At 66.6% G+C, this 25,154-nt stretch carries 22 protein-coding genes; 14 read left to right on the forward strand and 8 right to left on the reverse strand.

Features of this window, described 5'->3' with window-relative positions; translation table 11 throughout:
• Positions 1-136 precede the first annotated feature (136 nt).
• From BN996_RS14510 to BN996_RS14520, 3 genes are read right to left on the reverse strand one after another with little or no spacing between them, the layout of a single operon-like run.
• The gene (locus BN996_RS14510; protein ID WP_042663672.1) at positions 137-1,249 is read right to left on the reverse strand and encodes a UxaA family hydrolase; all 1,113 of its coding nucleotides are present in this window, start codon (positions 1,247-1,249) and stop codon (positions 137-139) included.
• Positions 1,246-1,560 carry a UxaA family hydrolase gene (locus BN996_RS14515; protein WP_089780256.1) on the reverse strand — a complete coding sequence of 105 codons (315 nt, stop codon included), beginning with the start codon at positions 1,558-1,560 and terminating at the stop codon, positions 1,246-1,248. The genes BN996_RS14510 and BN996_RS14515 overlap by 4 nt, the downstream gene beginning before the upstream one ends.
• A complete protein-coding gene (locus BN996_RS14520; RefSeq protein ID WP_089780258.1) occupies positions 1,557-2,744 on the reverse strand; it encodes a UxaA family hydrolase in 1,188 nt (395 codons plus the stop codon). The genes BN996_RS14515 and BN996_RS14520 overlap by 4 nt, the downstream gene beginning before the upstream one ends.
• A gap of 85 nt (positions 2,745-2,829) precedes the next feature.
• Here BN996_RS14520 and BN996_RS14525 point away from each other — a divergent pair, with 85 nt between their 5' ends.
• Both BN996_RS14525 and pdxA read left to right on the forward strand, forming a co-directional pair.
• The gene (locus tag BN996_RS14525; RefSeq protein ID WP_089780259.1) at positions 2,830-4,119 is read left to right on the forward strand and encodes a four-carbon acid sugar kinase family protein; all 1,290 of its coding nucleotides are present in this window, start codon (positions 2,830-2,832) and stop codon (positions 4,117-4,119) included.
• Complete coding sequence (gene pdxA, locus BN996_RS14530; RefSeq protein ID WP_089780261.1) at positions 4,106-5,107, forward strand: 4-hydroxythreonine-4-phosphate dehydrogenase PdxA; 1,002 nt, start codon at positions 4,106-4,108, stop codon at positions 5,105-5,107. Before BN996_RS14525 ends, pdxA begins: the two co-directional genes overlap by 14 nt.
• A gap of 48 nt (positions 5,108-5,155) precedes the next feature.
• On the opposite strand, the gene BN996_RS14535 is transcribed toward pdxA, so the two are convergent.
• The 3 genes from BN996_RS14535 to BN996_RS14545 all read right to left on the reverse strand — a co-directional run bounded on the left by BN996_RS14535 (position 5,156) and on the right by BN996_RS14545 (position 9,047).
• Positions 5,156-6,253, reverse strand: coding sequence for a Gfo/Idh/MocA family protein (locus BN996_RS14535; protein WP_089780263.1), 1,098 nt, complete (start codon positions 6,251-6,253; stop codon positions 5,156-5,158).
• Positions 6,254-6,255: 2 nt separating this feature from the next.
• Positions 6,256-7,431 carry an enolase C-terminal domain-like protein gene (locus BN996_RS14540; RefSeq protein WP_089780265.1) on the reverse strand — a complete coding sequence of 392 codons (1,176 nt, stop codon included), beginning with the start codon at positions 7,429-7,431 and terminating at the stop codon, positions 6,256-6,258.
• Positions 7,432-8,153: 722 nt separating this feature from the next.
• Positions 8,154-9,047: an NAD(P)-dependent oxidoreductase gene (locus BN996_RS14545; protein ID WP_089780267.1), complete on the reverse strand. Its 894-nt coding sequence runs from the start codon at positions 9,045-9,047 to the stop codon at positions 8,154-8,156.
• A gap of 96 nt (positions 9,048-9,143) precedes the next feature.
• Here BN996_RS14545 and BN996_RS14550 point away from each other — a divergent pair, with 96 nt between their 5' ends.
• The gene (locus tag BN996_RS14550; RefSeq protein WP_089780268.1) at positions 9,144-10,829 is read left to right on the forward strand and encodes a TCP-1/cpn60 chaperonin family protein; all 1,686 of its coding nucleotides are present in this window, start codon (positions 9,144-9,146) and stop codon (positions 10,827-10,829) included.
• A 55-nt stretch (positions 10,830-10,884) separates the two neighbouring features.
• Here the strand turns inward: BN996_RS14550 and BN996_RS14555 are convergent, their stop codons facing one another.
• Positions 10,885-12,441, reverse strand: coding sequence for a TCP-1/cpn60 chaperonin family protein (locus tag BN996_RS14555; RefSeq protein ID WP_042662167.1), 1,557 nt, complete (start codon positions 12,439-12,441; stop codon positions 10,885-10,887).
• Between the two features lie 131 nt (positions 12,442-12,572).
• On the opposite strand from BN996_RS14555, the gene BN996_RS14560 reads away from it, so the two are divergent.
• The 9 genes from BN996_RS14560 to BN996_RS14600 all read left to right on the forward strand — a co-directional run bounded on the left by BN996_RS14560 (position 12,573) and on the right by BN996_RS14600 (position 21,788).
• The gene (locus BN996_RS14560) at positions 12,573-14,156 is read left to right on the forward strand and encodes an ABC transporter substrate-binding protein (protein WP_226908755.1); all 1,584 of its coding nucleotides are present in this window, start codon (positions 12,573-12,575) and stop codon (positions 14,154-14,156) included.
• 64 nt (positions 14,157-14,220) lie between these two features.
• Positions 14,221-15,162 carry a carbohydrate ABC transporter permease gene (locus BN996_RS14565; protein WP_226908756.1) on the forward strand — a complete coding sequence of 314 codons (942 nt, stop codon included), beginning with the start codon at positions 14,221-14,223 and terminating at the stop codon, positions 15,160-15,162.
• Positions 15,163-15,164: 2 nt separating this feature from the next.
• Complete coding sequence (locus BN996_RS14570; protein ID WP_089780273.1) at positions 15,165-15,998, forward strand: carbohydrate ABC transporter permease; 834 nt, start codon at positions 15,165-15,167, stop codon at positions 15,996-15,998.
• 93 nt (positions 15,999-16,091) lie between these two features.
• The gene (locus BN996_RS14575) at positions 16,092-17,246 is read left to right on the forward strand and encodes an ABC transporter ATP-binding protein (protein ID WP_042662164.1); all 1,155 of its coding nucleotides are present in this window, start codon (positions 16,092-16,094) and stop codon (positions 17,244-17,246) included.
• 101 nt (positions 17,247-17,347) lie between these two features.
• A complete protein-coding gene (locus tag BN996_RS14580; protein WP_089780275.1) occupies positions 17,348-18,403 on the forward strand; it encodes a 3-isopropylmalate dehydrogenase in 1,056 nt (351 codons plus the stop codon).
• Between the two features lie 7 nt (positions 18,404-18,410).
• Positions 18,411-19,550 carry a hypothetical protein gene (locus tag BN996_RS14585; protein ID WP_089780276.1) on the forward strand — a complete coding sequence of 380 codons (1,140 nt, stop codon included), beginning with the start codon at positions 18,411-18,413 and terminating at the stop codon, positions 19,548-19,550.
• Between the two features lie 34 nt (positions 19,551-19,584).
• The gene (locus BN996_RS14590) at positions 19,585-19,869 is read left to right on the forward strand and encodes a hypothetical protein (RefSeq protein ID WP_042662186.1); all 285 of its coding nucleotides are present in this window, start codon (positions 19,585-19,587) and stop codon (positions 19,867-19,869) included.
• Positions 19,870-19,873: 4 nt separating this feature from the next.
• A complete protein-coding gene (locus tag BN996_RS14595) occupies positions 19,874-20,947 on the forward strand; it encodes a hypothetical protein (protein ID WP_089780278.1) in 1,074 nt (357 codons plus the stop codon).
• Positions 20,948-21,011: 64 nt separating this feature from the next.
• Complete coding sequence (locus BN996_RS14600; protein WP_089780281.1) at positions 21,012-21,788, forward strand: HpcH/HpaI aldolase family protein; 777 nt, start codon at positions 21,012-21,014, stop codon at positions 21,786-21,788.
• Between the two features lie 147 nt (positions 21,789-21,935).
• Here the strand turns inward: BN996_RS14600 and BN996_RS14605 are convergent, their stop codons facing one another.
• Positions 21,936-22,838 carry a dihydrodipicolinate synthase family protein gene (locus BN996_RS14605; protein WP_089780283.1) on the reverse strand — a complete coding sequence of 301 codons (903 nt, stop codon included), beginning with the start codon at positions 22,836-22,838 and terminating at the stop codon, positions 21,936-21,938.
• A gap of 92 nt (positions 22,839-22,930) precedes the next feature.
• Between BN996_RS14605 and BN996_RS14610 the strand changes: the two genes are divergently transcribed.
• Entirely contained in the window at positions 22,931-23,359 is a 429-nt protein-coding gene (locus BN996_RS14610; RefSeq protein ID WP_042662159.1) for a universal stress protein, read from the forward strand.
• 19 nt (positions 23,360-23,378) lie between these two features.
• A complete protein-coding gene (locus BN996_RS14615; RefSeq protein WP_089780285.1) occupies positions 23,379-24,698 on the forward strand; it encodes a nickel pincer cofactor-dependent isomerase, group 22 in 1,320 nt (439 codons plus the stop codon).
• Positions 24,699-25,154 lie beyond the last annotated feature (456 nt).

The raw sequence follows: 25,154 nt of genomic DNA on the forward strand, positions 1-25,154 counted from the left end.
TCCCCTCCCTTCCGGCCGCTGTCGCCGTCCCGTTCTGTCTCGAACTCGCGGCCGACCGACGCACTCTCCCGAGCAACTGCGCTGGGCGTCCGGTTGGCGGCGTCGACAACGAAAACACGGTGACTCAGCAGAGCCGTCACATAGACGGGCCGACGCGGGTGATAGCGAACTCTGTCAGGCCGTGTCCCTCGGCGAGACACGCCTCGCCGTTTGCGACGGCGACCAGTCGCTCCAGTAAGTCGCCCGGCGCGCCGCGCCGCGCCGAGAGGTCGATATCGTTCGGGAGCGCCGCCGCGGTCCCCGGGTCGCCTGTCACCTTGACGACCGGGACGAGCGGGTGCCCGGAGAGGATTCCGTCGCCGGTGACGTGAACGACGACGTTCGCGCCCGCTGCGGCGAGCGCCGTCGTCGCCTCGGCGAACCGAGACGGCGCGTCGACGGCGGCGAGGCCCGCCGAGAGGGTCGCGCGCTCACCGTACGGGAGCACTTCGGAGACGGCGTTTTCCCCCCACGCTCGCGTGACGTCCTCGAACGGGCGGTCGCGGGCGAACTGGCCGACGCGAGTCGCGCGAGCCGGGTGGCCCTCGTGTCTGTCGAGGAGGGCGTCCATCGAATCCCGTGCCTCGTCCGTTGCGGCGTCGCGCGCCTCGTCCGGGTTGGCGACCAGACGCTCGTTACCGGCGGCGACCACGCGACCCCCGGCGTCGACGATTTCGTCGGCGACGTGGCCCACGAGCGGGTCGGCAGACTCTATCGTGGACGCGTCGAGGTCGCTCGAAACGACGCCGAGCGTCAGGTCGCTGAGGTCGGCGACCGTCTGTGACGTGCGCCGCGACTGGGCGAGTTCGGTCGCGGCTTCGACGCCTCGTTCGACGCACTCGTCGGTCCCGCCGACGCCCTGAATGGACAGTTCGCGGACGGTGACGCCGCGGGATTCGAGCGCGGTCGCCACCTCGGCGCTCTGGACTTCCTCACACCCGAGTCCGACCACGACCGTTCCGGCGACGTTCGGGTTCTGCGCTATCGACAGGAGCGTCCGGCGAGTCTGTTCGTTGTCGGCACCGAGCTGGGCGCAGCCGTGGTCGTGCGGGGTCGCCACGGCTCCGTCCACGCGCGCGGCGATTCGCTCGGCGACGATGTGCGAACAGATGACCGACGGGAGAACCAAGACGTTGTCGCGGACACCGACCGTTCCGTCCGCTCGCGGCGTCCCCTCGAACGTCCGACCGGAGATTCTCGGAGTGCTCATGCCGTCTCCCCTCCCGCGGCCGCGCGGTCACCGCGTCCCCGCGTACTCTCGCAGTTGTGGGTGTGGACCCACTCGCCGACCGCTATCGCCTGCGTCGCCGTTCCGATGACCTCGCCGTACTTCCGGACTTCTCCGCCCGAGTCCACCGGTTCGAGCGCGACCTTGTGCCCGAACGGAACGTCCCCCGCGAGGACGACAGTCCGGTCGTCGGTCTCGATTTCGGTGTCCGCGTCGAGGTCGTCGACTGTCGTTCCCACGTTGTCGGACGCGCTCAGTCGGAGGAGCGCATCGTCCAGGACACGGCCCTTCATCCGCTGACCTCCGCGGTCAGCTCTTCCGGCTGTATCTCGTTTATCGCGAACTCCTCTAACCGCCGATGTTCGGCCTCAGTGCGGCGGCCGTTCGCCACCTCGACGAGCGTCTCGAAGATGCGGGCACCGACCGAGTCTATCGACTCGCCGTCGAAGACCGTCCCCGCGTTCACGTCGATGTTGTTCGACATCCGGTCCCACGTCTTCGGGTTTCCGGTCACCTTGATGACGGGCGCGAGGGGATTCCCGGTCGTGCTCCCCCGGCCGGTCGTGAACGCGACGACCTGCGCCCCGCCAGCGACCTTCCCGACGACGCTCTCGACGTCGTACCCCGGCGTGTCCATGAGGACGAGTCCGCCGTTCGTCGGCAGTTCGTCACCGTAGTCGACGATGCCGCGAATCGGCGTCGTCCCGCCCTTGGAGATGGCTCCAAGGCTCTTTTCTTCGATAGTTGTCAGCCCGCCCTCCTGATTTCCGGGCGTCGGCTGTGCGCCGCGGAGGTCGACGCCCATCAGCTCGGCCATCCCCTCGCGCGCCTCGACGCGTTCCAAGATACGCTCCCGCGTCTCCTCGGAGACGCATCGGTCGGCGAGGATGTGTTCCGCGCCGATGAACTCCGGCGTCTCGCTGAACGAGGCGGTCCCGTCCGCCTCGACGAGGCGGTCGCACGCGGCACCGACGGCGGGGTTGGCGGCGATTCCGCTCGTCGCGTCGCTCCCACCGCATTCGACCCCGAAGACGAGTTCGGAGACGTCGGCCTCTTCGCGCCTCGCGCGGTCCGCTTCCGCTTTCAGTCGACCGAGGCGGTCCGCACCTTCCGACAGCGCGTTCGCGGTTCCGCCCGCCTCCCTGATGGTGAGCGTCTCCGTCGCCTTCCCCGCGGTTGCGATGCCGTCCGCAACCGTCTCGGCGTCGATGTCCTCCGTTCCGAGTTCGACGACGAGCGCGGCGCCGACGTTCGGGTTTCGACCGGTCCCGACGAGGACGCGCTCGGTCTGTCGTCGTGCCGGGTCGGGCTGGCTCGTTCCGAGTTGGTGCGGCGTCGCCCGCGCCCACGCCCCCGCCTCGTCTGCGATGGCGGACGCGACCGAAGACGCCGCGACCGACGTCGGAACGACGGCGACGTGGTTTCGGACACCGACCCGGCCGTTCGACCGTCGGTATCCTTCGAACGTATGTCCCATGTTCACAATCCATGGCTAGCACCGTGTTAGTCTTTTCGCTGGCGGGGGAGGGATTTTAGTAGTAGTCCCCCCCGTCTCCACGTGTATGCTTCCGTCCGGACTCGTCATCGCAGACGACCTCACCGGGGCGACGGACACGGGTCACGAGTTCGCCGCTCGCGGACTCCGAACGCTCGTCTCGGCGTCGCCCGCGCCGTCGGGGAACTCCCGTGCCGAGACGGACGTCTGGGTCGTCGATACGGACAGCCGGTACGCCGACCCGTCGAGGGCGGCGGCGGCGGTCCTCGACGCCGTCGCCACCGGTGACCACTCGTTCGTCTACAAGAAGGTCGATTCGACGCTCAGGGGGAACCTCGTGAGAGAGACCGACGCCGTGCTCGACGCGACGGCGGCGGACCTCGCGCTCGTGGCACCCGCTTCCCCGAGAAACGGGCGGACGACCGTCGAGGGCTACCATCTCGTCGACGGCACTCCGGTCGCGGAGACCGCCGCCGGCGACGACCCGGACAAACCCGTCGAGACGTCGCACCTCCCCACGCGGTACTCCGCGTCGTCCTATCCCGTCTCTCGGTTGCCGGTGAACCGCGTGGCAACGGGACCGGCGGCCGTCGCGGACGCGCTGCGGGAACAGGCTCGGACGGGCCGCGGCATCGTCGTCGCCGACGCGTCGCACGAGCGGCACCTCGAAGCCCTCGCGGACGGCGCGGCACGTTCGGGACTGGACGTCGTCTACGTCGGGAGCGCGGGGCTCGCCCGATACGTCGAGACGCCGCCCCCCAGCGGTGCCGGCCCGGCGTCGGTTCCCCCGCGAGACCGAACGGTCCTCTGCGTCGTCGGGAGCACGAACCCGGCGACGCTCGACCAACTCGACGCGCTCCCGGCGGAGTCGGTCGTCTCGCTGGACCTCGGGAGGGCCGTCGAGAACCCTGCCGGTGCGAGCGCCGACGCCGCCGCGGCCTGTTCGGAACGCCTCGCGGACCGCGGGGTCGCCGCGTTGGTCTCCGCGCCTGACGACGACGCCCCGCGACGCGCGCTCGACGCGGGCCGACGCCTCGGCATCGATGGCGCGACGGTCCGCGCTCGGGTGGGCGAGACGCTGGGTTCGACCGTCGAACGGCTCTGGGCCGAGGGACCCCCGACGCCGGGGTCGATGTTCGTGACCGGCGGCGCGGTGGCCGCCGACGCCTTCGAGTCGCTGGACGCGGACGGCGTGGTCCTCTCCGGGACGGCCGTCGAAGAGGGGATTCCCCTCGGTCGCCTGTCGGGTGGGGTCGCCGACGGCGTCCCGGTCGTGACGAAGGCCGGCGCGTTCGGCACCCCCGGGGCAATACGTAAGTGCATCGCCCGTTTGAGTGGGGACGATGAGCACGAGTAACCCCCTAATCGCCGTGACGATGGGCGACCCCGCGGGTATCGGTCCGGAAGTCGCCGTCAAAGCGTTCCCGTCCGTGACGGAGTTCGCGCGCGTGGTCGTCGTCGGCGACCTCGGCGTGATGCGACGCGCGAGAGACGCCTGCGACGCGGAGTTCGACGTGCGCGCGGTCGACTCCGTCGAGTCCGTCGACGACGACCCGACCGCGCTGTCGGTCATCGATTGCGACAACGTCGACGACCTCGTCCACGGCGAACTCCGCGAGGAGTACGGTGCCGCGAGTCTCGCGTACGTCGAACGCGCCATCGACCTCGCGGTCGAAGGGGAGATAGACGCAATCGCCACGGCCCCCATCAACAAGCAGGCGACGCGGATGGCGGGAAGCGAACACGCGGGCCACACCGGACTCCTCGCCGCGCGGACCGACACGGAGAACTACTCGATGATGCTCATCGAGGACGACCTGCGCGTGACCCACGTCAGCACGCACGTCCCGCTCCGCGAGGCGTGCGAGCTCGTGACGACGGAGAACGTCCTCGAAACCGTCCGCGTGACCGACGACGCGCTCCGGAACCTCGGTATCGAGTCCCCCCGCGTCGCCGTCGCCGGGTTGAACCCGCACGCCGGCGACGGCGGCCTCCTCGGCGACGAGGACGACGACGAAATCGCGCCCGCGGTCGAGCGTGCCGTCGCTGACGGCATCGACGCGACCGGACCGATATCACCGGACACCGTGTTCGTCCGCGCCGCCCGAGGCGAGTTCGACTGCGTCGTCTCGATGTATCACGACCAGGGTCACATCCCGTTGAAGATGCTCGGGTTCGACGCGGCGGGGGGCGTCAGCGGCGTCAACATGACTATCGGGTTGCCCATCGTCCGAACCAGCGTGGACCACGGAACCGCCTTCGACATCGCCGGCGAGGGAATCGCCAGCGAGACGAGCATGGTCGACGCGATTCGGGTGGCCGCCGACGTCGCCCGTCATCGCTGATGTCGACGGTGACCGCGGCGACCCCCGCCGAACCCGACTGGCCGACGCTCACCACGACGTGATTTCGACGTCGCGCAGTGGCCGTTCGAGGGGAACGCTCACCTGACCGCCCGTGAACTCGGAGACGTACAGCGCGACGATAATCTCCAGCGACCGCGTCGCCTCCTCGCCCGTCGACGGGTTCTCCGCGTCGCCGCGGAGCATCGCCTCGACGTGTCTCGCCGCGTTCGGGAACGCGTTGCGGTAATCTTCGTCCCAGGTCCACGCGCCGTCGATACCGGGGAGGTCGGTCTCGACGTGCTCTCCGTCTTCGAGCCGCCAGTACCGCCACTCCCCGTCGTCGTTGTTCATGTACAGTTTCCCCTCGGTGCCGACGAACTGGAGCGTCATCGACGAAATCTCGCGCGGGACGGTACAGTCGACGGTGACGAACGTCCCGTCGTCCGTGACGACGAACCCCCCACCGCCGGCGTCGTCGACGTCGGCCGCCGCGTCGAGCGACTCGACGGCCTCGTTCTCCCCGTTGACGTAGCCGGCGACCCGGTCGGCGCGGGCGTCGAGGAGGTAGACCAGCGTGTCGAGGAGGTGGGTGGAGTTACGCATGAGCTCCATGCGGAACTGCGTCGCCACCGAGCGGACGTCGCCGAGGAGTTCGTCTTCGACGAGGAGGTCGCGTAAGCGACGCAGTTTGTCGGTGAACCGAAACGAGTGGTTGACGACGAGTTCGGTGGCCGTCTCGTCGCAGGCCGCGACCATCTCCTCCGCGTCGGAGACGGCCGAGGCAATCGGTTTCTCGCACCAGATGACGTCCGGGTCGGCCGCCGAGCGGGCCGCATCGATGACGTGGTCGGCGTGGAGGTACGAGGGCGTGCAGACCGAGACGACGTCGAGGTCTTCGTTCGCCAGCATGGCTTCGTGACCGATGTACCGCCCCGCCTCGGGGACGTCCCACGCCTCGCCGAAGCGACCGAGTTTCGCCTCGTCGACGTCGGCCACCGCCACGAGTTCGATGTCCTCGGTCTCGTCGTACCCCCCGGCGTGGCTCGCGCGCACTTTCGCCTTCCCGATCTGTGAGTCGTCGTGCATCCCGAGGATTCCCATTCCAGCGATGCCCCCGGTTCCGATGATTCCGGCCCTGTAGGTCATGACTACTCGTAGATGTGGACGCTGCCGGTCGCGTTCGCTTCGACGTACTCCCAGTCGTAGTCGACGCCGAGGCCCGGCCCGTCCGGGACGGGAACGGTCCCGCGCTCGTCGATGGTATCGAACATGTCCGAGTAGTCACCGCGGTAGACCGGGGGTTGGGTGTTGTTCGCGAGCGGGTGGACGAGCGCGAGTTCGTAGTAGTTCGCGTTCCGGGCCGCCGCCATGCAGTGTCTCTGTGCGGGGCCGGGGGCGTGGAACTCCACGTCGAGGCCGAAGCCCTCGGCGACGCGGACGATTTTCATCGCGCCGGTGATACCGCCGTCGTACTCGGGGTCCGCGCGGACGAAGTCGGTCGCCCCGCTGGCGACGAAGTCCGTGTGCGGTTCGAGCCCGCGGACGTGCTCGGTCTGGAGCAGCGGCGTGTCGATGAGTTCGCGGAGCTTCTGGTGGCCGTGCTGGGAGATGCCGCCGTCCCGATAGGGGTCTTCGAGCCAGAGGTAGTCGTACTCGTCGCACGCGCGACCGACTTTCAACGCGTCGGCGAACGTCGCCAGTTCGCACGCGGGGTCGACCATCAGGTCCATCTCGTCGCCGACGCGTTCGCCCACCGCCCGGACCGTCTCGACCTCTCGGCGCACGTCTCGCGCGTCGTCGCCCCCGCCCCAGCCGTGAATCTTGAACCCGGGGAACCCGGCGTCACGACACTCCTCGGCGAAGTCGGCGTAGGCCTCGGGCGAGTCGAGACCGCCCGCCTCGTCGCCGTGATACGTCGACGCGTACGTGGGGAGTCGGGTCCGATACGTCCCGAGGAGTTCGTGAATCGGCGCGTCGTAGTACTTCCCGGCGAAGTCCCACAGCGCGATATCGACCGGGCCGATTCCCATCCGGTCGTACTTTCGGAGCGCCCGCTTGACCTCGCTCCAGTGTCGCTCCCGTTCGAGGGGGTTCTTCCCGACGAGGTAGTTCGCGAACGTGTTGATCTGCGCCGCGCCCGGCGAGTTCCCACCGATGTACTCGCCAGTGATTCCCTCGTCCGTGTGTATCCGGAGCGCGAACAGTTTTCGCTCGGTCGTCTCACCGGGGGCGTAGACGAGGTTGAACCCGTGGCCGTCCGTGCCGACGTCGTCGAGCGTGTAGCTGAATTCCGTCGACTCGATTTTCGTGATAGTCGGTGCCATACGTCGGCTCACACAGGGGCACCTAATAAATGCTCTCACGCCCCCGGCACTCGGTTTGCCCGAAACTCACGTCGTGTTCGCCCTTCGAGAGAAACTGCGTTCGAAGCCACGCGACCCCGGCGGGACGTCGACACCGGCAGTCCCACGATGAACACTCCTTCGAACGCGGGACGAGAAGGCTCCCAGCGTCCGTCCTGTGATATTCGATTTCCGCCCCGCCGTTTACTATCGCCGCACGAAAACCCGAATCGGCCCTGTGAGACGCCGATACGCACGTTTTGCGGTGTCTCTCCATCACCATTACAACCGTATGGGTGTAAGTGTGTGATTAGGTACAGATACTGCGACGGCGGAAGCTATCAATGAACGATTGTTCCGTGTTACTTGAGTTCATCATTATTGTTCATATGGTAGCCGGACAAATCCACCGAACGTACACCTATTCTCGAATCGTAATCCGTGGGTTGACGCTCTCTCATGTGGGGTGTTGTCAATACTCACGTTCATCATCGGTAAACGGAACCGAGCGGACGGACGCAGACGGACCTGTGAAGGCGACTCAGAATCGCCGTTCGAACGCGTCCACCCATCCGAGGGACACCCGACCGAGAGAGCGCGGTTTCGCCCGACCGCCGTGGTCGAATCCACGGTATCTGAACCGACCGACGGGCGCTGTTCGATACTGTCGCACGATTCCGCGGAACGCACTCGTTCGGTTCGGGCTACTCGATTCGGGCGGCCTCGTCGACCGTGTCTTCGAGGATTTTGATGACCGCAGAGTGGTCGTCGCGGCCGTACCCGGAGGTCTCCATCGCCTTGTACGCCTCGTGGACGACGGACGTCGCGGGCATCGGTGAGCCGTACTCCTCTCCGGCCGCCGTCGCGATTCTGAGGTCTTTGTACTGATACGAGGCGAAGAACCCCGGGTCGAAGTTTCCGCGGATGACCCGCGGCGCTCGCTCGCGGAGCGCCCAACAGCCGGCGGCACCGCCACTGATCGCGTCGACGACGGCTTCGAGGTCGGCACCCGCCCGCTGCGCCAACACGAGCGCCTCGGAAACCGCCTGTAGCGTACACCCGACGACGATTTGATTACACGCCTTGGTAATCTGTCCGGCGCCGGCGTCGCCGCAGTAGGTGACGGTCGACCCCATCGCGGCGAAGAGCGACGCGTGCGCGTCGAACGTCTCGCGCGAGCCGCCGACCATTATCGAGAGCGACCCGTCTCTGGCCCCCTCTTCGCCGCCGCTGACTGGTGCGTCGAGCATCGAGACGCCCCCCGCTTCGAGCTCCTCGGAGAGCCGCTCTGTGGCGACGGGAGAGATTGTGGACATGTCGATGAGCACGTCACCGCTGTCGAAGCCGTCGGCCAACCCGTCGTCGCCGTACACGACCTCCTCGACCGCCTCGGTGTCCGGAAGGACGGTGACGACGACATCCGCTTGGGATGCGACCGCGGACGGAGCCGACGCGGCCGTCGCCCCTAACTCGGCTAACGAGTCGACCGCCTCCCGCGAGCGGTTGTGAACGACGACGTCGAACCCCGCATCGAGGACGTTCTCCGCCATCGGTTTTCCCATGATTCCAACGCCGACGAACCCGATAGTTTGTGGCATGTGGTATCACGAATCTCGCCCCGTCCACTTAGCAGTTGAGGTGACAGCAATCGAACAGAACATAGATTTATATACCGTGCTACGCTCCGCCAAACTATGGCTCACGACACGAACGCGGAGACGGGCGATTGGCTCGCCCGTGACGAGGCGGCGCGAGCGTACGTCGTCGGTGCGACCCGTGCGGTCGAGTCTCTCCTCGCTTCGACCTACGGCCCCCGAGGGTCCACATCTCTCGTGCAGACGGTCGACGGGCAACAGGTGCCCGAGACCGTCGTGACGGCCGATGCGGGTCGACTCCTCGACGCGATAGAACGCGGTGACGGGTTCGTTCACCCGATTGCCGCGCTGTTCGTCGACGGCCTCGACTCCGTCCGACGCGGACTCCACGACGGGACCACGACCGCCGCGCTCCTCGCCGCCGGACTCGTCGAGGAAGGTGCTCGACTCAGCGAGTCGGGCCTTCACGAGGGCACGTTGACGGTCGGATACGCGATGGCCGCGAACCGGGCGGGGAAGGTACTCGACGACCTCGCGCGCCCGATTACCGCCGCCGACCGCGACCGCCTTCGCGAGGTCGCCGACACGGCCATGACGACCGACCTCTCGCAGTCTCGTCGGGACGCGTACGCCGACGTCGTCTCGACGGCGGTCGCCGAGCTCGCGGGGTCGACGGAGGGGCAGTGGTTCGACACCGACGACGTCAGCGTGCGAACGCGCGCCGGCGACGGGGTAGCACTCGTCCGCGGCCACGTCATTCGACGACGACCGGGTGCCCACGAGACGAGCGAGAAGAGCCGGCTCTCGTTCGACTGGACACCGTCCGTCGAAGGTGTTCTGTCGGACGCCCGAATCGCCGTCCTCGAACGCGACATCGATGTCGAAGAGACGGCGACCAGTTTCGGAAGCGGCGAGGGCGCGGCCGTCTCGCTCGGCTCGGCAGGGGCGGTGACGGCCTACACCGCGGCGCGTACCAGCGCGATAGACGACGTGGCGGCGAGCGTCGCCAGCCTCGGTGTCGACGTGCTCGTCGTGCGCGCGGAGCTCGATGACGCGGTCAAGAACGCGCTCGAATCGCGGGGCGTCGCGGTCGTCGACCGCGCGCAGTACCCGAAATCGGACGTCCACCGCGTCGCCCGTGCGACGGGGGCGCAGGTCGTCGGCCACGTCTCCGACCTCGACGAGTCGAAGCTCGGCCGAGCGGGGCGCGTGACCGAGCGGCGAGTCGGAGACGAGAAGTGGACGACCATCGGGGAGTGCGAGGGACCGGTGTTCACCGTCGTCGTCGAGACGCCCACCGAACAGGGGCGGACGGCCCACGAACGACTCGTCGAAGACGCCGTCGAGACGACGGCGGTCGCGGCGATGGACGGACAGGTCCTTCCGGGTGCGGGCGCGGCACCGCTCGCGGTCGCTCGGGACCTTCGACGGTTCGCGAGCGGCGTACAGGGGAAAGAGCAACTCGCGATCGAGGCGTTCGCCGACGTGTGCGAATCGCTCGTGCAGACGCTCGCCCGTAACGCCAGCTACGACCCGCTCGAAGCTCTCGCCGCCGTTCGAACCGCGCACGCTGACGCGGCGACCGACCCGGCACCGGTCGGCTTCGATGCCGCGCGCGGCGAACCGGCGGACGCGTGGGAACTCGGCGTCGTCGAGCCGCGACGAGTCTTCTCACAGGCGCTCGACAGCGCCGTTGCGACGTCGGAACAGCTCTCCACCATCGACGCCGTCGTCTCTCCCGGTATCGATCTGGACGAGCTCGACCCGCAGATAGAACACGACTAGCTCGAAGCGATTTTCGCGCTCCGCAGAACAGAGACAGTGACGACCGGGGAGCCGGTTACTGTACCGGCGGCGTCGGTTCGTCGTCAGCGAGGTCCGACGCGGAAAGCTGTCCGTCGATTCGGATGAGTTGGACCGCGAGGTCGGTCGCCGCACCGAGGATATCGCGCTGGAGACGACGCGGTTCGACGACCGGGTCCGCGTCGAGAACGTCCCGAATCTCGCCCGAGAGCGCGTCGACGCCCATCGAAGAACGGCCCTCCGTGTGAGCGACGCGCAGGCGGAGCACGCCCGTCCAGCCGTCGAGTCCCGCGCTCGCGGCCAACTGTCGCGGGATTGCCGTGAGCGCGCGAGCGAACCCCTCCATCGCGAGCTGTTCGCGGCTCGCGGTCCCCCGCGCGGCCTCCCGAACCGACCGTTCGAGGTCGATTTCCGTCGCCCCGCCGCCGGGGACGACCCGCTCGTCGGCGAGCGCGTGGAACGTCGCGCTGATGGCGCTCGTGGCACTGGCCTCGAACGCCGAGACCGACCGCGGGTCGGGTGCGCGACACAGGAGCGTGTACACCCGTTCGGCGGTCCCCTCGACGGTGACGAACTCTCGTCCGGCGAGTCGTTCGAACCCCACGTCGGCGGTTCCCATCGTCTCGGGCGTCGCGTCTTCGAGCGTGGGGACGACCTGCCCGCCGGTGTTTCGAACGAGCCGCCGCATGACGTCGTCGTCGACGCGCTCGATTGCGGTGATGCCCGCGTCTGCCACCCGCGTCTTCACGCGGTCGTTGATTGCGCCCTGCGTCGCGATGAACCGGCACCCGGCTTCGGCGGCGTCCGACAGCGTCCGCCGGAACTGGTCGCGCTCGTACGCACCGATGTCCGCTCGGTCTTCGAACGAATCCACGTCGAGTGAAATCGACCGCTCGGACGAGTCGGTCGCCCCGCCGAGTCGAGGGACGTCCACCGTCGACGAGAGGAGCGCGACGCCGGCGTCTCGTTGACGACGAGGCATCGCCTCCGAGACCAGCGGGGTCTCGATGACGACACCGTCGACGAGTTCGGTGTCGCCGACGCCGCCGATTCGCGCGACCACGTCGACGCTCGCCCGACCGCCGTCGACGGAATCGTCTGCCGACGCGTCGGTGACGGCGTTCGCGATGGCTTCGCTCACGTGTCGGCGGGTGGCCGGGTTCCGCGTCCCGGTGAGCGCGGTCTCCGCAACCCGCTCGGCACCGACGAGCGACAGTGGACGGGCACGCGCGTCGAGTCGGTCGATAGCGACGTCGAACGCGTCCCTGTACCCGCGCGCGACGACCGTGGGGTGAAGCCCCCGTTCGATGAGGTCGTCCGCCTGACTGAGCAGCGCGCCCGTCAACAGCACCATCCGAGTCGAGCCGTCCCCCCGCTCGTCGCGGAAGTCGGTCGCCGCGTCTCGGAGCAGGGTCGTCGCGGGGTCGTCGAGTTCGAGTCGTTCGAGGAGCAGGCTACTCGAAGCGGTCGTGGTCACGCGCCCGCCCGATTCGACGACGAGTTTGTTCGTCCCGAACGGCCCCAGCGTCGTCCCCACGAGGTCGCACACGCGGTCGACGTCGGCGAGGAGCGCGTGCCGTGCGTCGGAGTCCATAACCGTCCTGTCGATGGTCGCTCATCATAAGTGTACGGGACTGATACACAATACCATTCTCATATTGTGTATGATAAATCGCCATCAATGGAGAAACATTTAAGTCGATTGTGTATGTTGACCTTATCACAATGTCACGTAGTGGCACGGGCAGTGGTGAACGTAGTGAAGACGCCAGTACCGAGACCGACGAGCATCCATCGAGACGGCGGTTCATGCAGTCGGCGGCGGCCGCGTCGACCGTCGGGGCACTCGGTGCGCTCGCAGGTTGTACTGGTGGCGGCGGAGAAAACAACGACGACAGCGGGTCCGACTCGGACACGGACTCGGGGTCCGACTCGAACACGGACTCGGGGTCCGATTCCAGCGGTTCCGAGAGCATTACCATCGACTACCTGAACGCACAGGCGGCGGAGAACTCTTCGATTAAGTCGCACTTCCAGGAGTCGTTGAGCACCTTCGAAGAACAGCAGGGCAACGTCACGGTGAAGATGCAGACGGCGTCCTACGGGGACATCCGGTCGAAACTCGCCTCGACGGTGTCGAGCGGGAATCCGCCGACGATGGCCGAGTCCGGCGGTGGTGGGCTCCAGTTCTACCTCGACGGGAAGGTGCCCGACCACTCTCCCTTCATCGAGGGGACGGACCGACTCCCCGGCGACTACACGGCCGCGAACCTCGATTCCGCGAAATACCGCGGTGAGTACTGGTCCGCGGGCGGGATGCGCCACACGAACAGTAACCTCGGAATCAACCCGAAACTGTTCAGTCAGGTCGGCGTCAGCGACCCGGCCTCGGAGCTCTCGACGTGGAGCGGGTTCCTCGACGCGGTCCGTCGAATCGACGAGCAGACTGACGCGATCGCCTACGAGGAAACCGGCGTCCCCGGCGACCTCGAATCCTACTGGGGGTACGCACGGACGGCATACACCGGCGGCACCGACCCGTGGATGCGTCAGAGCGACGACCCGGAGCACCCGACTATCGTCGTCGCCAACGAGGACCACGAAGACCAGGGCAAGACCGACGGCATGATCAAGACCTGTGTCAAGATGGCCCACGAGTTCAGCAGTTCGGAGTCCGCCCAGCGCGGCGACGAGGAGATACCGTCCCTCATGCTGACCGGCAGGGTCGCGTCGTTCAACTACGCCGTCCCGACGGCGAACCGCTGGCGCGCTATCAAAGAAGACGTCCAGTTCGGCTGGAACGGCGGCGAGGGCGACTTCATGCTCCTCCCGCACCCGAAGGTCGACGCCGAGTTCGGCAGCAACTTCGGCATCAGCGAACTGGAGGGCGTCGAAGGCGAACACGGCGGCCACATGTGGGCACTCGAACAGCAGCAGACGCTGTTCAACGCGAGCGACACGAAGCAGAACGCCGCGTGGGACCTCAACATGTTCCTCCTCGGCGACGACGAGTTCGTCCTGCCCGCGTGGGGCGAACACTACGAGTCGCTCCCCGGACTCCAGCCCAAACTGCAGAAGATTCTCGACGAGTACGAACTCGCACAGAGCACCGAGCAGGCCTACAAGAACGCCGACACCTACGGCGAGCAGTACTCGACGACGGGCGCGTCGTGGGACGTCAGAGACACCGACCCGATTCGGTGGACCGATATCAACGAGACCATAAGCGAAGCCATCGCCGGACAGCACACCATCGAGGAGACGCCGTCGCTCGTCCGCTCGCGCATCCAGGACCGCCTGGCACAGTAGACGGAGGGAGACACCTCAACAGGCCACCCAAACGATTTTATACGCTATAAAATACAAAAATATCATGTCACAAGAAACCACACAAAACATCAGACAGAAGTATGGGCTAGAGGAGACCACGCTCATGGACCGGGTTCGGGAGAACTGGATCGGCTACCTGTTTATCGTCCCGACGTTCGTGATGTTCACGATCCTGTTTTACTACCCCATCGTCAGAGGTGTCTACCTGACGTTCACGAACACCCGGCTCGGCCAAGCCGGTAGTTTCGTCGGCCTCGAAAACTACTCGTGGCTGCTGACGAACGACCTGTTTCACTTCGCATTCGGCTGGACGCTGGCCTTCGTCTTCGGCACGACGCTCCTGCAACTGGTCATCGGCCTCATCGCGGCCCTGCTCCTGAGCGAACTCCGGAGTCGATGGCGAGACTGGACGAGCGCGATCATCATGTCCCCGTACTTCTCCGCGCCGCTCGCGGGAGGTGTCATCTGGATGTGGTTCCTGAACAGCGACTTCGGGATGCTCCCCATGATACTCTCCGACTTCCTCGGCGTTCAGGCGCCGGCGTTCCTCGCCGACGGTATCTGGCCGTACGTCTCACTTATCGTCGCCCAGTCGTGGCACGACTACGGGTACGCGGGCATCATCTACGCCGCCGCTATCGTGGGAATCCCCCGCGAGCAGTACGAGGCGGCGGCGCTGGCCGGGGCGGGGCGACTCCGGCGCTTCCGTGACGTGACGTTACCGCACCTCGTCACGCCGACGATTATCATCCTCGCGCTCCGCACCGCGTGGAACGTCGCGGAGTTCGCACAGCCGTTCGAGTTGACCGGCGGTGGCCCGGGAACCCGGACGATGTTGATGAGTATCCTCACGTACGAGACCGCGTACGTCAACCTGCAGTTCTCGCGGGCGTACACGCTCGGGATGGCCATGATCCTCGTCTCCATGACCGCGGCCATCTTCTACGTGACCGTCATCAAGGACGAAGAGGAGCTGTACGTCTAACCATGATTAACGAGACTCGCCGCAGCCGATTCCTGCTGTACGCCGCCCTCGGTGTCTTCGCGGTCTTCGCGCTGACGCCGTACTTCTGGGTCGTCCGAACGTCGCTTCTGACGAACTTCGCCGCGATTAGCCCCGAGACGGGCTACCTCCCGGCGCTGGACGCGCTGACGCTCGCCGCGTACACGGACATCTGGAACCAGTTCGACTTCGTGACGTTCTTCAAGAACAGCGTTATCGTGTCCATCTCGGCGACGCTCATCTCGTTGGTGTTCTCGATTCCGGGCGCGTACGCGTTCGCACGACTGGACTTCCCCGGGCGGAAGCTCCTGTTCTACACCGCCGTGTTCACGATCATGTTCCCCTGGATCGTCATCACCATCCCGGTGTACGAGGTGTTCTACGTCTTCGGACTGATAAACACCCTGCCGGGTATCATCATCGCGCTGTCTATCTTCGTCCTGCCACAGACCATCTGGCTGTTACAGGGCTTTTTCAGACAGGGCATTCCGGAGAACATCGAAGAGGCGGCGCTCATCGACGGGCACACGGAAATCGGTGCGTTCCTGCGCATCGTCCTCCCGCTTTCGGCACCCGCGGTGGGCGCGGCCGCGCTCTTCTCGTTCCTCACGGCGTGGAACAACTTCCTGTGGGTGTTCGTCCTCACGAGCGACGAGGACGTCCGAACCGCCACCGTGGCGATTCACTTCATCCTCGGGAGCGACGTGCTCCGCGAGTGGAACATCCTCATGGCGGCCGTGGTGCTACTGGTCGCGCCACCGGTCGTCTTCTACGGCCTCTCACAGCGCTACGTCGGAGAAGGCCTCGGGGGTGCCTGAAGACCCGAGTTCCAGTGGTGGACGGAGACCGTCTGCCACCCCGGGGACACGAATAAATAACAGACCGACAAACCAACCACACAATACGTTACCATGGCACGCGTTGAATTTGACAACATTACGAAAGTATTCGAAGACACGTCCGGCCCAATCGTCGCCGTCGAGGAGCTGTCACTCGACATCCCCGACGGCGAGTTCGTCGTCTTCGTCGGCCCCTCGGGCTGCGGGAAGTCGACGACGTTGCGAATGCTCGCCGGGCTCGAAAACATCACGGACGGGGAGATTCGCCTCAACGGCGAACCGGTAAACGACGTCTCACCCCGCGACCGCGACATCGCGATGGTGTTCCAGTCGTACGCGCTGTACCCCCACAAGACCGTTCGCGGTAACATGGGGTACGGCCTCAGCCTGAGTACCGACCTCAACAAAGAGGAGGTCGACCGGCGGGTCGTCGAGGCCGCGGAGATGATGGGTATCGAGGACCTGCTGGACAAAAAGCCCGGTAGCCTCTCGGGCGGGCAGCAACAGCGCGTCGCGACTGGCCGCGCAATCGTCCGCGAACCGGCGGTGTTCCTGTTCGACGAACCCCTCTCCAACCTCGACGCCCAACTCCGCAAACACATGCGGACGGAGCTCTCGCGCATCCACTCCGAACTCGGCATCACGACGATATACGTCACCCACGACCAAGAAGAGGCGATGACGATGGCCGACCGAATCGTCATCCTCAACGACGGACAGCTTCAGCAGGTCGGCTCGCCGAAGGAGGTGTACTACCGCCCGGCGAACACGTTCGTCGCCGACTTCATCGGGAGTCCGAGCATGAACTTCTTCGACGTCGACCTCGAAGTCGCAAGCGACGGGACCGGAACGCTCGTCGGGAACGGCTTCAGGTACAGCGTCTCCGATTCGCTCGTCGACCTCGTCGGCGGCGAGGGAGAATACGTCCTCAGTGTCCGTCCGGAGAACCTCAACGTCGACCCGTCGGCCTCCGGCGAGAAGTCCTTCGAGGCGACCGTCGACGTCGTCGAGGTCATCGGCTCCGACAACTTCATCTACCTCGACGTCGCGGGCAAGGAGTGCCGCCTCCGCGCCCCGTCCGAAACCGAACCCGAAGAAGGGGACGTCATCACCGTGACCTTCGAGGAAGACGACCTCCACCTGTTCGACCGCAACACCGAGGAAGCGCTGATTCACGGACACGAACGCGCTGAATCGTCGCCGAAGATAATCGAATCGGAAGCCTAACGAACCGCACCCCCCGTCCCCCGCCTCCCGCCGCAACGGCGCCGTCGGCATTTCCGCCCCCGCGGGGGAACGCTTTTGCTCTCACTCGGCGACGTTCGTGTGTGACATACTCTATCTCGATTCTCCCGGGGGACGGTATCGGCGTCGAGGTCATCGATGCGACGCGGCCGCTCCTCGACGACGCCGCTAACGCGGGCGGATTCGACGTCGAGACGACGCGGTACGACTGGGGGAGCGAACGCTACCTCGAAGCGGGGTCGATGATGCCGGACGATGCCATCGAGACGCTCGAACCGTGCGATGCGATTCTCCTCGGTGCCGTCGGACACCCGGAGATTCCGGACCACGTGACGCTCCGCGGGATGATGCTCCCGATTCGAAAGGCGTTCGACCAGCAGGTCTGTAAGCGCCCCTCGGTGCTCTTCGACGGCGTCGAGAGCCCGCTCCGCGGATACGACGGGGGCGATATCGACTTCGTCGTCTACCGGGAGAACACCGAAGGCGAGTACGCCGACGCGGGGGGCCACGAGCATCGGGGCTATCCGCACGAAGTCGCGGTTCAGACGGCCGTCTACACCCGAAAAGGGACCGAAACGGTCGTCCGTGCGGCGTTCGAGGAGGCCCGGTCGCGCGAGGGCCGGCTGACGAACGTGACGAAGTCGAACGCACAGGCACACGGGATGGTGTTCTGGGACCGAATCGTCGAGGAGGTCTCGTCCGAGTATCCCGACGTGACCGTCGAACGCCTGCTCGTCGACGCGGCGTCGATGGACCTCGTCCGACGGCCGGAGGAGTTCGACGTCCTCGTGGCGTCTAACCTCTTCGGCGACATTCTCACGGACATCGGAGCCATCGTCAGCGGGAGCATGGGGATGGCCCCCTCGGCGAACATCAACGTCGAGGGGCACTCCCCGTCGATGTTCGAACCGGTCCACGGGAGCGCCCCGGACATCGCGGGACGGGGAATCGCCAATCCCCTCGCGACGGTCCTCTCGGTTTCGATGCTCTTCGACCACCTCGGCGAGAGCGAGGTCGCCCGTGACATCCGGCGCGCGGTCGAGTCACAACTCGCCGACGAAACGGCACCGAGAACCCCCGACCTCGGCGGGTCTTCCACCACCGAGACGGTCGTCGAAGACATCAGGACGCGCCTCTAATCGACCGATGCACCGCCTTCGCGGGAACCGAGGTGACGACGCGAGCCAGTTCGCGGCGCGGCTGCGCCGCCTCGACGTGGAGACGTTCGCCCGACTGGTGTCCGACCTCTGGGTCGAACGCGGCCGGTCTGTCGCGCGGGATGGGGCCACCATCACTGTCGGCGACGGGAGCACCCCGCGTTCCCTCGTCGTGACTCACCGGCCCCCGTCGGCGGTCGCCGGCGATGTCGTAGTCACGTCCCGGCTCTCCGACGACCCGAGCGTCGTCGACGCGGCCGAGTTACTCGACGTCGTTCGGTACGCGGTCGACAGAGACCGGTCGGCCGAGATACTCGCGGGCTATCTCGGCCCCTCGGCGGACCGCTTTTGCTCGCCCCGATTCGATTCCGCCGACGAGTCACGGGGCGTCGACCGGCTGACGACCCTCACGAGCGGTGCAGTCGTCGCAGTCGTGGCGGTGTTCCTCTTCGCGGGCGTCGGTGTGGTCTTCACTCACGCCGGTCTGACACCGGTTGTGGATTCACCCGCCACCGCGACTGCCGACCAGCGCGAGGGGGAACTAACGACGGCGACGGCGCGACCGAAGTCCGAAACCGACGCTCAAGGCGGTGAAAACGGAAGCGAGAACGCGCCTGCCGACGTCGAAACAGTCTCGTACTCGGCCATCGGCTGTCCCGCTCCACCGAGAAACGTTCGCCCAGCGGAACTCGCCCCGGCCGTCGTGCCGGGGGCGAGCGCCGGTGGACTCGACGGGTGGCGGCAGAGCCCGGCGACGTCCGACCCGCCGGACGAACCGGACCGACTTCGCGACCCGACTGCGCGGCACGCGGTGACGTACGTGCCACCGTCCGGTCACAGGCTGACGCTCGAAATCAGTCTGTGGCCGTCGCTGCGAGCCGCGCAGTCGGATGTATCGGCGTTTGCACCGCGCAACGAGACGGTCGTACGGTGGGGTCAGTACACGCTCGTCGTCAGTGGGACCACGCCGGACGGCGACCCCCTCGCGAGGGACCGGACGACCGTCTGGTCCCGGCCGCTCCTCTCGGAGGTGCGGTCCCCGTCGGGGAGTCGGCTGGGGTACCGGTGTCTCGATTCGTTGCTCGACGAATCCGCGCCGTCGACGGCCGCGCCTCCGACCGCCCCGTGAAAGGTTTATGGTCGATGAAACCAGACGAACGAACATGACACACGGACCGGACGCGGTTCACGCTCTCGTCGAGGAGTCGGGCTGGGAGTACCCCGTCTCAGTTCGCCGAGTGGAGCGCGAGCACGCGTTGGCGAACGTGCAGGTGGACGCGGACGGGAACTCCATCATGGTCGCGGAGTTACTCGGGAAGGCCGAGGCGGACCGATTCGAGAGTTACGATGACCTCGTCACCAAACTCGGACCGGTGTTCGAAGCCGAGAGTAAGCGGCGGAAGGTCGGGCTCTTCGGCCGCATCAAACAGACGTTCCTCGGGGGGTGACGGCATGAACAAACTCCGCGCGTTCGTCGTCGTCGGCTGTTTGACGCTCGCTGTCGCCCTCGCCTTCGTCGAACTCCGATACGGCTACGGCCCCGCTTCGAGAGGCGGGTACGTCACGGCGCTCGTCGCCGTCGTCCTCCTCCCGGCGGTTCCGGTGGTCGCCGCACACGCGAAGTTCGCGCTTCGACGGCTCGCCGAGTACCGACGAAACGGCTCCGGACTCAGTTTCGAGCGCGACTCCATCTTCGTCTCGGCGGACACCGTGAGCGACGCCGAGCAGGCGCTCACCGACATCGAAGCGGCCGTCGAAGCGGCGGACGAGTACGACGAGTGCCGCCGCGACAGATTCGGAGAGGGGCGCGGCCTCAACGTTCGCCACACCGGATTTCACAACTCGTTCGTTCGCGTCGCCGGCGACGGCCGCCTCGTCGTGACGGGGGCGTCGCAGAACACGCACTCGCTGGCGGCGCTCGTCGAACGCGTCGCGTCGCTGACGATGGAACGGACGCGCGCACACCCCTTCTTCGCCCGCAAGCCGGTTCGAGGGGCCCCCAGAGCGTTCCTCGGGCTCTTCCTCGTCGTGGTGTTCGTCTTCGGTGCCGGCGGCGTCGTGGGTGCGGCCTACCCGGCGGACGCCTACAGCGCACCCGAGCGGGCCGTGCTCGTCGGTTACGACGCGCGCGCGGCGGCGACGCCCGGATACGACGCGACGGACGCCACGCTCGACAAGGCCGCGTTCCTCGTCGACTCGCTCGGCGAGGAGGCGGTCGAAATCGGGTGGGACCGCGACGACGCGGACAAACTCACCACCCACGGGCGACAGGCGGTCTTCCTCTCCGAGACGGTGTCGGCACAGCTCAGCGCGGCCCGCGAAGACGCGTCGGCGACGAGCGAGCGCGAACGCGTCGCCACGCTCGAAGCCGACCTGCACGCCGCGGAGTGTCGGGTCGCCGCGCAGATAACCGACCGCGTCGAGTCGGGGAACGTCGAGGGAGACGCGAGCGCGCTCGTCGGTGCGGGCGAGTCGCTCCGCGCGAGCGCGGCGGATGCGGGGTACGCGTGTTCGACCGAGGCGTGAACCGACCGCTGGAACCCCCCGAGCATTGCGAAGCTATACCTGCGCTACCCCCGAGTGTGGTCACATGGTCGAACACGATGGGTTGAAACGCGCCGGACGGTCGCCGGACCAACTGATTGGCACGTGGGCCGTGATTCCCCACCCGAGCACCGCGGAGCTGCTCGCCGGCGTCGGATACGACTTCGTCGTCTTGGACGCGGAGCACACGCCGATGTCGTACGAGACGATAGCGGACATGATTCGCGCCGTCGACGCGGCACCGGGTGAGACGGAAACCCTCGTCCGGGTGCCGGACGACGCCCCCGCGACGCTGAAACGGACGCTCGACCTCGACCCGACCGGCGTCCTCGTTCCGATGGTCGAGACGCCGGAACAGGCCGCGGCGGTCGTCGACGCCAGTCGCTACCCTCCGGCGGGAACGCGGGGACTCGGTCTCGGCCGCGCGACGGGGTACGGGCGCACGCTCGGCGAGCACGTGGAGGCCGCCGAAGAGACGGTCGTGAGGTACGTTCAACTGGAGTCCGAGCGCGCGGTCGGGAACGCCGACGCCATCGCGGCGGTCGACGGAATCGACGGCGTGTTCATCGGACCGGTCGACCTCTCGATGTCGATGGGCTGTTTCGGTGAGTGGGACGACGACGACTTCCTCGAAGCGGTCGACCGCACCGTCGCGGCCGCGGCCGACGCCGGAGTGGCGGTCGGAACCCTCGCGACCGACGCCGCCCAGCGGGCGACCCGCATCGACTGGGGTGTCGACTATCTGGTCGCCGGCGTCGACGCGCTCCACCTCTCCGACGGGGCCGTCGACGCCCTGGACCACAGCACCACGCTCGGCGACTGACGCTGCGACGGCGCGCCTGTCGTTCGGTCGCCCCGCACCATCTTTCCGTCCGCCTGCGACGCCGTCGGGTGGCATCCCCGTCGGATTTCGCATCGCCTACGATTCGGGTCCGAGCCCGCGGCAACCGAAGGCGGCGAGTGCGCTCCGTCAGCGATACGCGGCGACGGTCGGCTCGACGAGCGACGAAATCTCGTCGCGGGCAGCCTCGTCGACCCCGACGAGCGGGGGTCTGACCTCGTCCGTTTCGAGGACGCCGCGGGCGCGGAGGGCCGCTTTCGTCGCCGGCGCGAACCCGTGTTCGACGCACTGTTGGAACAGCGGCGCGATGTGTCGCTCGTGGATTCGGCGCGCCTCGGCGACGTCGCCGCGGTCGGCCGCGGTCGCGGCGGCGACGAACGCTTCGGGGACCACGTTCGAGAGCGCGTTGACGCCCCCGGTCGCGCCCAACACGAGTCCCGGGACGAGGTGGCTGTCGAACCCTTCGAACAGTTGGAACCCCTCGGGAGTCCGTCGGAGTAGCTCCGAGAAGTAGTTCAAATCGCCGCTCGAATCTTTCAGACCGAGGACCGCGTCGCGCCCGGAGAGTTCGACGACGGCGTCCGCGTCGAGCGACCGGCCGACACAGGCGGGGATGTTGTAGAGGTACAGCGGGAGCGCCGCATCGTCGGCGACCGCCTCGACGAACGCGACGTCGCCGGCCGGGTCGTTCGCTCCGTGGAAATACGGAAGCGTGATGAGCGCGGCGTCTGCACCGGCCTCGGCCGCGGCGTCGATTCGGTCGACAGTCGCTTTGACGCTCGTCGCGGCGGTGCCCGCCATCACCGGCGTGCCGTCGGCCCGCTCGACCGTCGTCGAGAGAACCGCGCGGAACTCGGCGTCGTCGAGACTCGCGAACTCACCCGTCGTTCCACAGGGGACGAGTCCATCGACGCCGCCGTCGACGACGTGGTCGACGAGTGTTTCGAGCGCCTCGTGGTCGACCGCGCCACCGTCGAACGGCGTGACGAGCGGGCAGTGTACACCAGCGAACCGTCGTGCTACGTCTGTCATCGTCTCGTACTCCCGCCGATGCCAGTTATATGTTCTCACGGCTCGGCGCGAGGCGTCAAGATTTATGTACATATGTGAAAACATGGCACACGATGACGATACTGGCAGCAGTCGATGGAGAGCAGAAACCGGACCGCGTCGTGACGATCGGCGAAGACCTCGCGGACGCGTTCGACGACCAACTCGTCGTCGTCAACGTTCTCAACCAGAGAGAGTTCGAGGAGAGAGACGACGTCCACCAGACGGGGTACACGGTCGAAGACGGTCAGAACGACGCCGAATCGGTGGCACGCTCCGTCGTCAAAGCGACCACTGACCGGCCGGGACAGGTCCAGACGCGCGGCCTCGTCGGCGAGGTTGTCGACGAACTGCTGGGCGAGACGGAGCGACTCGACGCGTCGTACCTCGTCATCGGCGGGCGAAAGCGTACGGCGGTCGGGAAGGCGCTGTTCGGAAGTACGACGCAGTCGGTCCTCCTGAGCGCGGACGTCCCCGTCGTCGCGGTCATGGACGAAAAGTGAACACGGGACTCAGACACAGATGGTTACACTCGACCTCCCCAGCCGAGAGCGACTCGAAGCGGTAAACGACGCCTCGGTAGACGACCTTCCGGCCTTCGCGACCGTCCGCTCGGTTTCGGACCCCCCGGAGGTAGACGACGTCCGAGCGAGCGCCGTCGAGGCGCTCGACGACATACCGGCGTTCGAGACGCTTCCGTCGGGGTCGTCGGTGGCGATTACGGCCGGAAGTCGCGGCATTCACGACATGCCGGCCGTCCTCGCGGCGGTGGTCGAGGAACTCCAAAACCGGAACCTCGACCCGTTTATCATGCCCGCGATGGGGAGCCACGGCGGCGCGACCGCGGACGGACAGGTCCAGACGTTGGCCTCGCTCGGCGTCACCGAGGCGTCGATGGGCTGTGAAATCCGCTCGTCGATGGCCGTCGAGCGAGTCGCCGAAGACCCGAACGGCGAGCCGATATACGCGGCGAGAGACGCGCTCGAAGCCGATGCAATCCTCCTCGCGAACCGCGTGAAACTCCACACCGACTACCGCGGTCCGATCGAATCCGGGCTCTGTAAGATGGCCGTCGTCGGCCTCGGGAAGCACCGCGGAGCCGAGAACATGCACAACGCCGCAATCGCTCGCGGGTTCGACGAGGTCATCCCCGAGCGCGCGGAGATACTGCTCGCCGAGACCGATATCGTCGGCGGTATCGCCGTCGTCGAGAACGACCACGAGCGCGCCGCCTTCATCGAGGGCGTCCCCGCCGAGGGGCTTCCCGAACGGGAGTCTGAACTGCTCGAACGGTCGAAAGAGCTGTTCCCGTCGCTCCCCGTCGACCAGTTGGACTTCCTGATGGTCGACGAACTGGGAAAGAACATCAGCGGGACGGGGATGGACACGAACGTCGTCGGCCGGGTCTGGTTCCACAACCAACCCGAAGTGAACTCGCCGGAGATAACGCGCATCTACGTCCGTTCGGTCACGGCGGAGTCGCACGGCAACGCAATCGGCATCGGCCTCGCCGACTACGTCAACCGAAGTCTCGTCGAAGCGGTCAATTTCGAAGATATGTACGTCAACATCACCACGAGCGGCGAACCCGAACGCTCGAAGATTCCGTTTGTCGTCCCCTGTGATGCGACGGCGTTCGTTCTCGCGGCTTCGATGACCGGTGTCCCCGACCTGAGTGAGATGCGCATCGGCCGCATCACCAACACGCTCGAACCGGGGACGATGCTGGCTTCCGAACCCGTGCTCGAAGACTTAGCGGGACGAGACGACGTCGAAATCGGCGAACGTCGACGCCTCGAATTCGATGCCGACGGCACGCTCGTCTCTGCTATCGAGGAGTAGTCACGGCGCGGACCGGACCGAGCGAATGGCGGTCGGACCGACTCGGTCGCACGCCGCTTCGAACTATCTCACGAATTGTCAGTTTTCACAAATACGTTATATTCTATCACGAGGCGGTTAGAATCTCCGTAATCGCGTTCGCCCGTCGAGCGTAGGTCCGGTTCGCTATTCGAATGAATTGTGCAGGTGATCTAAAATACTACTGCGTCCGCTTGTGTCCTTTTGCCCCGCGGCACTGGGAACGACCGACTGGAATCCACGGGTCTGAAACCGGGTGTCGACGAAGATTCGAACTGAACCGCCGGCTCCGCCGTTTATCAGACACGAGCTTGAATCCCGGACTGTGGCTAATTCGGAAGTCTACTCGTCTCTGGACAATGTCGTCTCTCACGTCTTTCGTACAGACGCGAGTCGTGGGGACCGGTCCAACCCTCCGAACAGCGCAACGTCGAGAGT

Source organism: Haloferax massiliensis (assembly GCF_001368915.1).
GTDB classification, from domain to species: Archaea; Halobacteriota; Halobacteria; order Halobacteriales; family Haloferacaceae; genus Haloferax; species Haloferax massiliensis.

Coding starts and splice junctions, on each gene's coding strand:
- BN996_RS14605 (WP_089780283.1), bottom strand. CDS start 22,838: ATGACAGACGTAGCACGACGGTTCGCTGGTGTACACTGCCCGCTCGTC.
- BN996_RS14585 (WP_089780276.1), top strand. CDS start 18,411: ATGCACCGCCTTCGCGGGAACCGAGGTGACGACGCGAGCCAGTTCGCG.
- BN996_RS14525 (WP_089780259.1), top strand. CDS start 2,830: ATGCTTCCGTCCGGACTCGTCATCGCAGACGACCTCACCGGGGCGACG.
- BN996_RS14555 (WP_042662167.1), bottom strand. CDS start 12,441: ATGGACTCCGACGCACGGCACGCGCTCCTCGCCGACGTCGACCGCGTG.
- BN996_RS14515 (WP_089780256.1), bottom strand. CDS start 1,560: ATGAAGGGCCGTGTCCTGGACGATGCGCTCCTCCGACTGAGCGCGTCC.
- BN996_RS14615 (WP_089780285.1), top strand. CDS start 23,379: ATGGTTACACTCGACCTCCCCAGCCGAGAGCGACTCGAAGCGGTAAAC.
- BN996_RS14610 (WP_042662159.1), top strand. CDS start 22,931: ATGACGATACTGGCAGCAGTCGATGGAGAGCAGAAACCGGACCGCGTC.
- BN996_RS14565 (WP_226908756.1), top strand. CDS start 14,221: ATGTCACAAGAAACCACACAAAACATCAGACAGAAGTATGGGCTAGAG.
- BN996_RS14535 (WP_089780263.1), bottom strand. CDS start 6,253: ATGACCTACAGGGCCGGAATCATCGGAACCGGGGGCATCGCTGGAATG.
- pdxA (WP_089780261.1), top strand. CDS start 4,106: ATGAGCACGAGTAACCCCCTAATCGCCGTGACGATGGGCGACCCCGCG.
- BN996_RS14590 (WP_042662186.1), top strand. CDS start 19,585: ATGACACACGGACCGGACGCGGTTCACGCTCTCGTCGAGGAGTCGGGC.
- BN996_RS14570 (WP_089780273.1), top strand. CDS start 15,165: ATGATTAACGAGACTCGCCGCAGCCGATTCCTGCTGTACGCCGCCCTC.
- BN996_RS14575 (WP_042662164.1), top strand. CDS start 16,092: ATGGCACGCGTTGAATTTGACAACATTACGAAAGTATTCGAAGACACG.
- BN996_RS14545 (WP_089780267.1), bottom strand. CDS start 9,047: ATGCCACAAACTATCGGGTTCGTCGGCGTTGGAATCATGGGAAAACCG.
- BN996_RS14510 (WP_042663672.1), bottom strand. CDS start 1,249: ATGAGCACTCCGAGAATCTCCGGTCGGACGTTCGAGGGGACGCCGCGA.
- BN996_RS14540 (WP_089780265.1), bottom strand. CDS start 7,431: ATGGCACCGACTATCACGAAAATCGAGTCGACGGAATTCAGCTACACG.
- BN996_RS14560 (WP_226908755.1), top strand. CDS start 12,573: ATGTCACGTAGTGGCACGGGCAGTGGTGAACGTAGTGAAGACGCCAGT.
- BN996_RS14600 (WP_089780281.1), top strand. CDS start 21,012: ATGGTCGAACACGATGGGTTGAAACGCGCCGGACGGTCGCCGGACCAA.
- BN996_RS14595 (WP_089780278.1), top strand. CDS start 19,874: ATGAACAAACTCCGCGCGTTCGTCGTCGTCGGCTGTTTGACGCTCGCT.
- BN996_RS14550 (WP_089780268.1), top strand. CDS start 9,144: ATGGCTCACGACACGAACGCGGAGACGGGCGATTGGCTCGCCCGTGAC.
- BN996_RS14520 (WP_089780258.1), bottom strand. CDS start 2,744: ATGGGACATACGTTCGAAGGATACCGACGGTCGAACGGCCGGGTCGGT.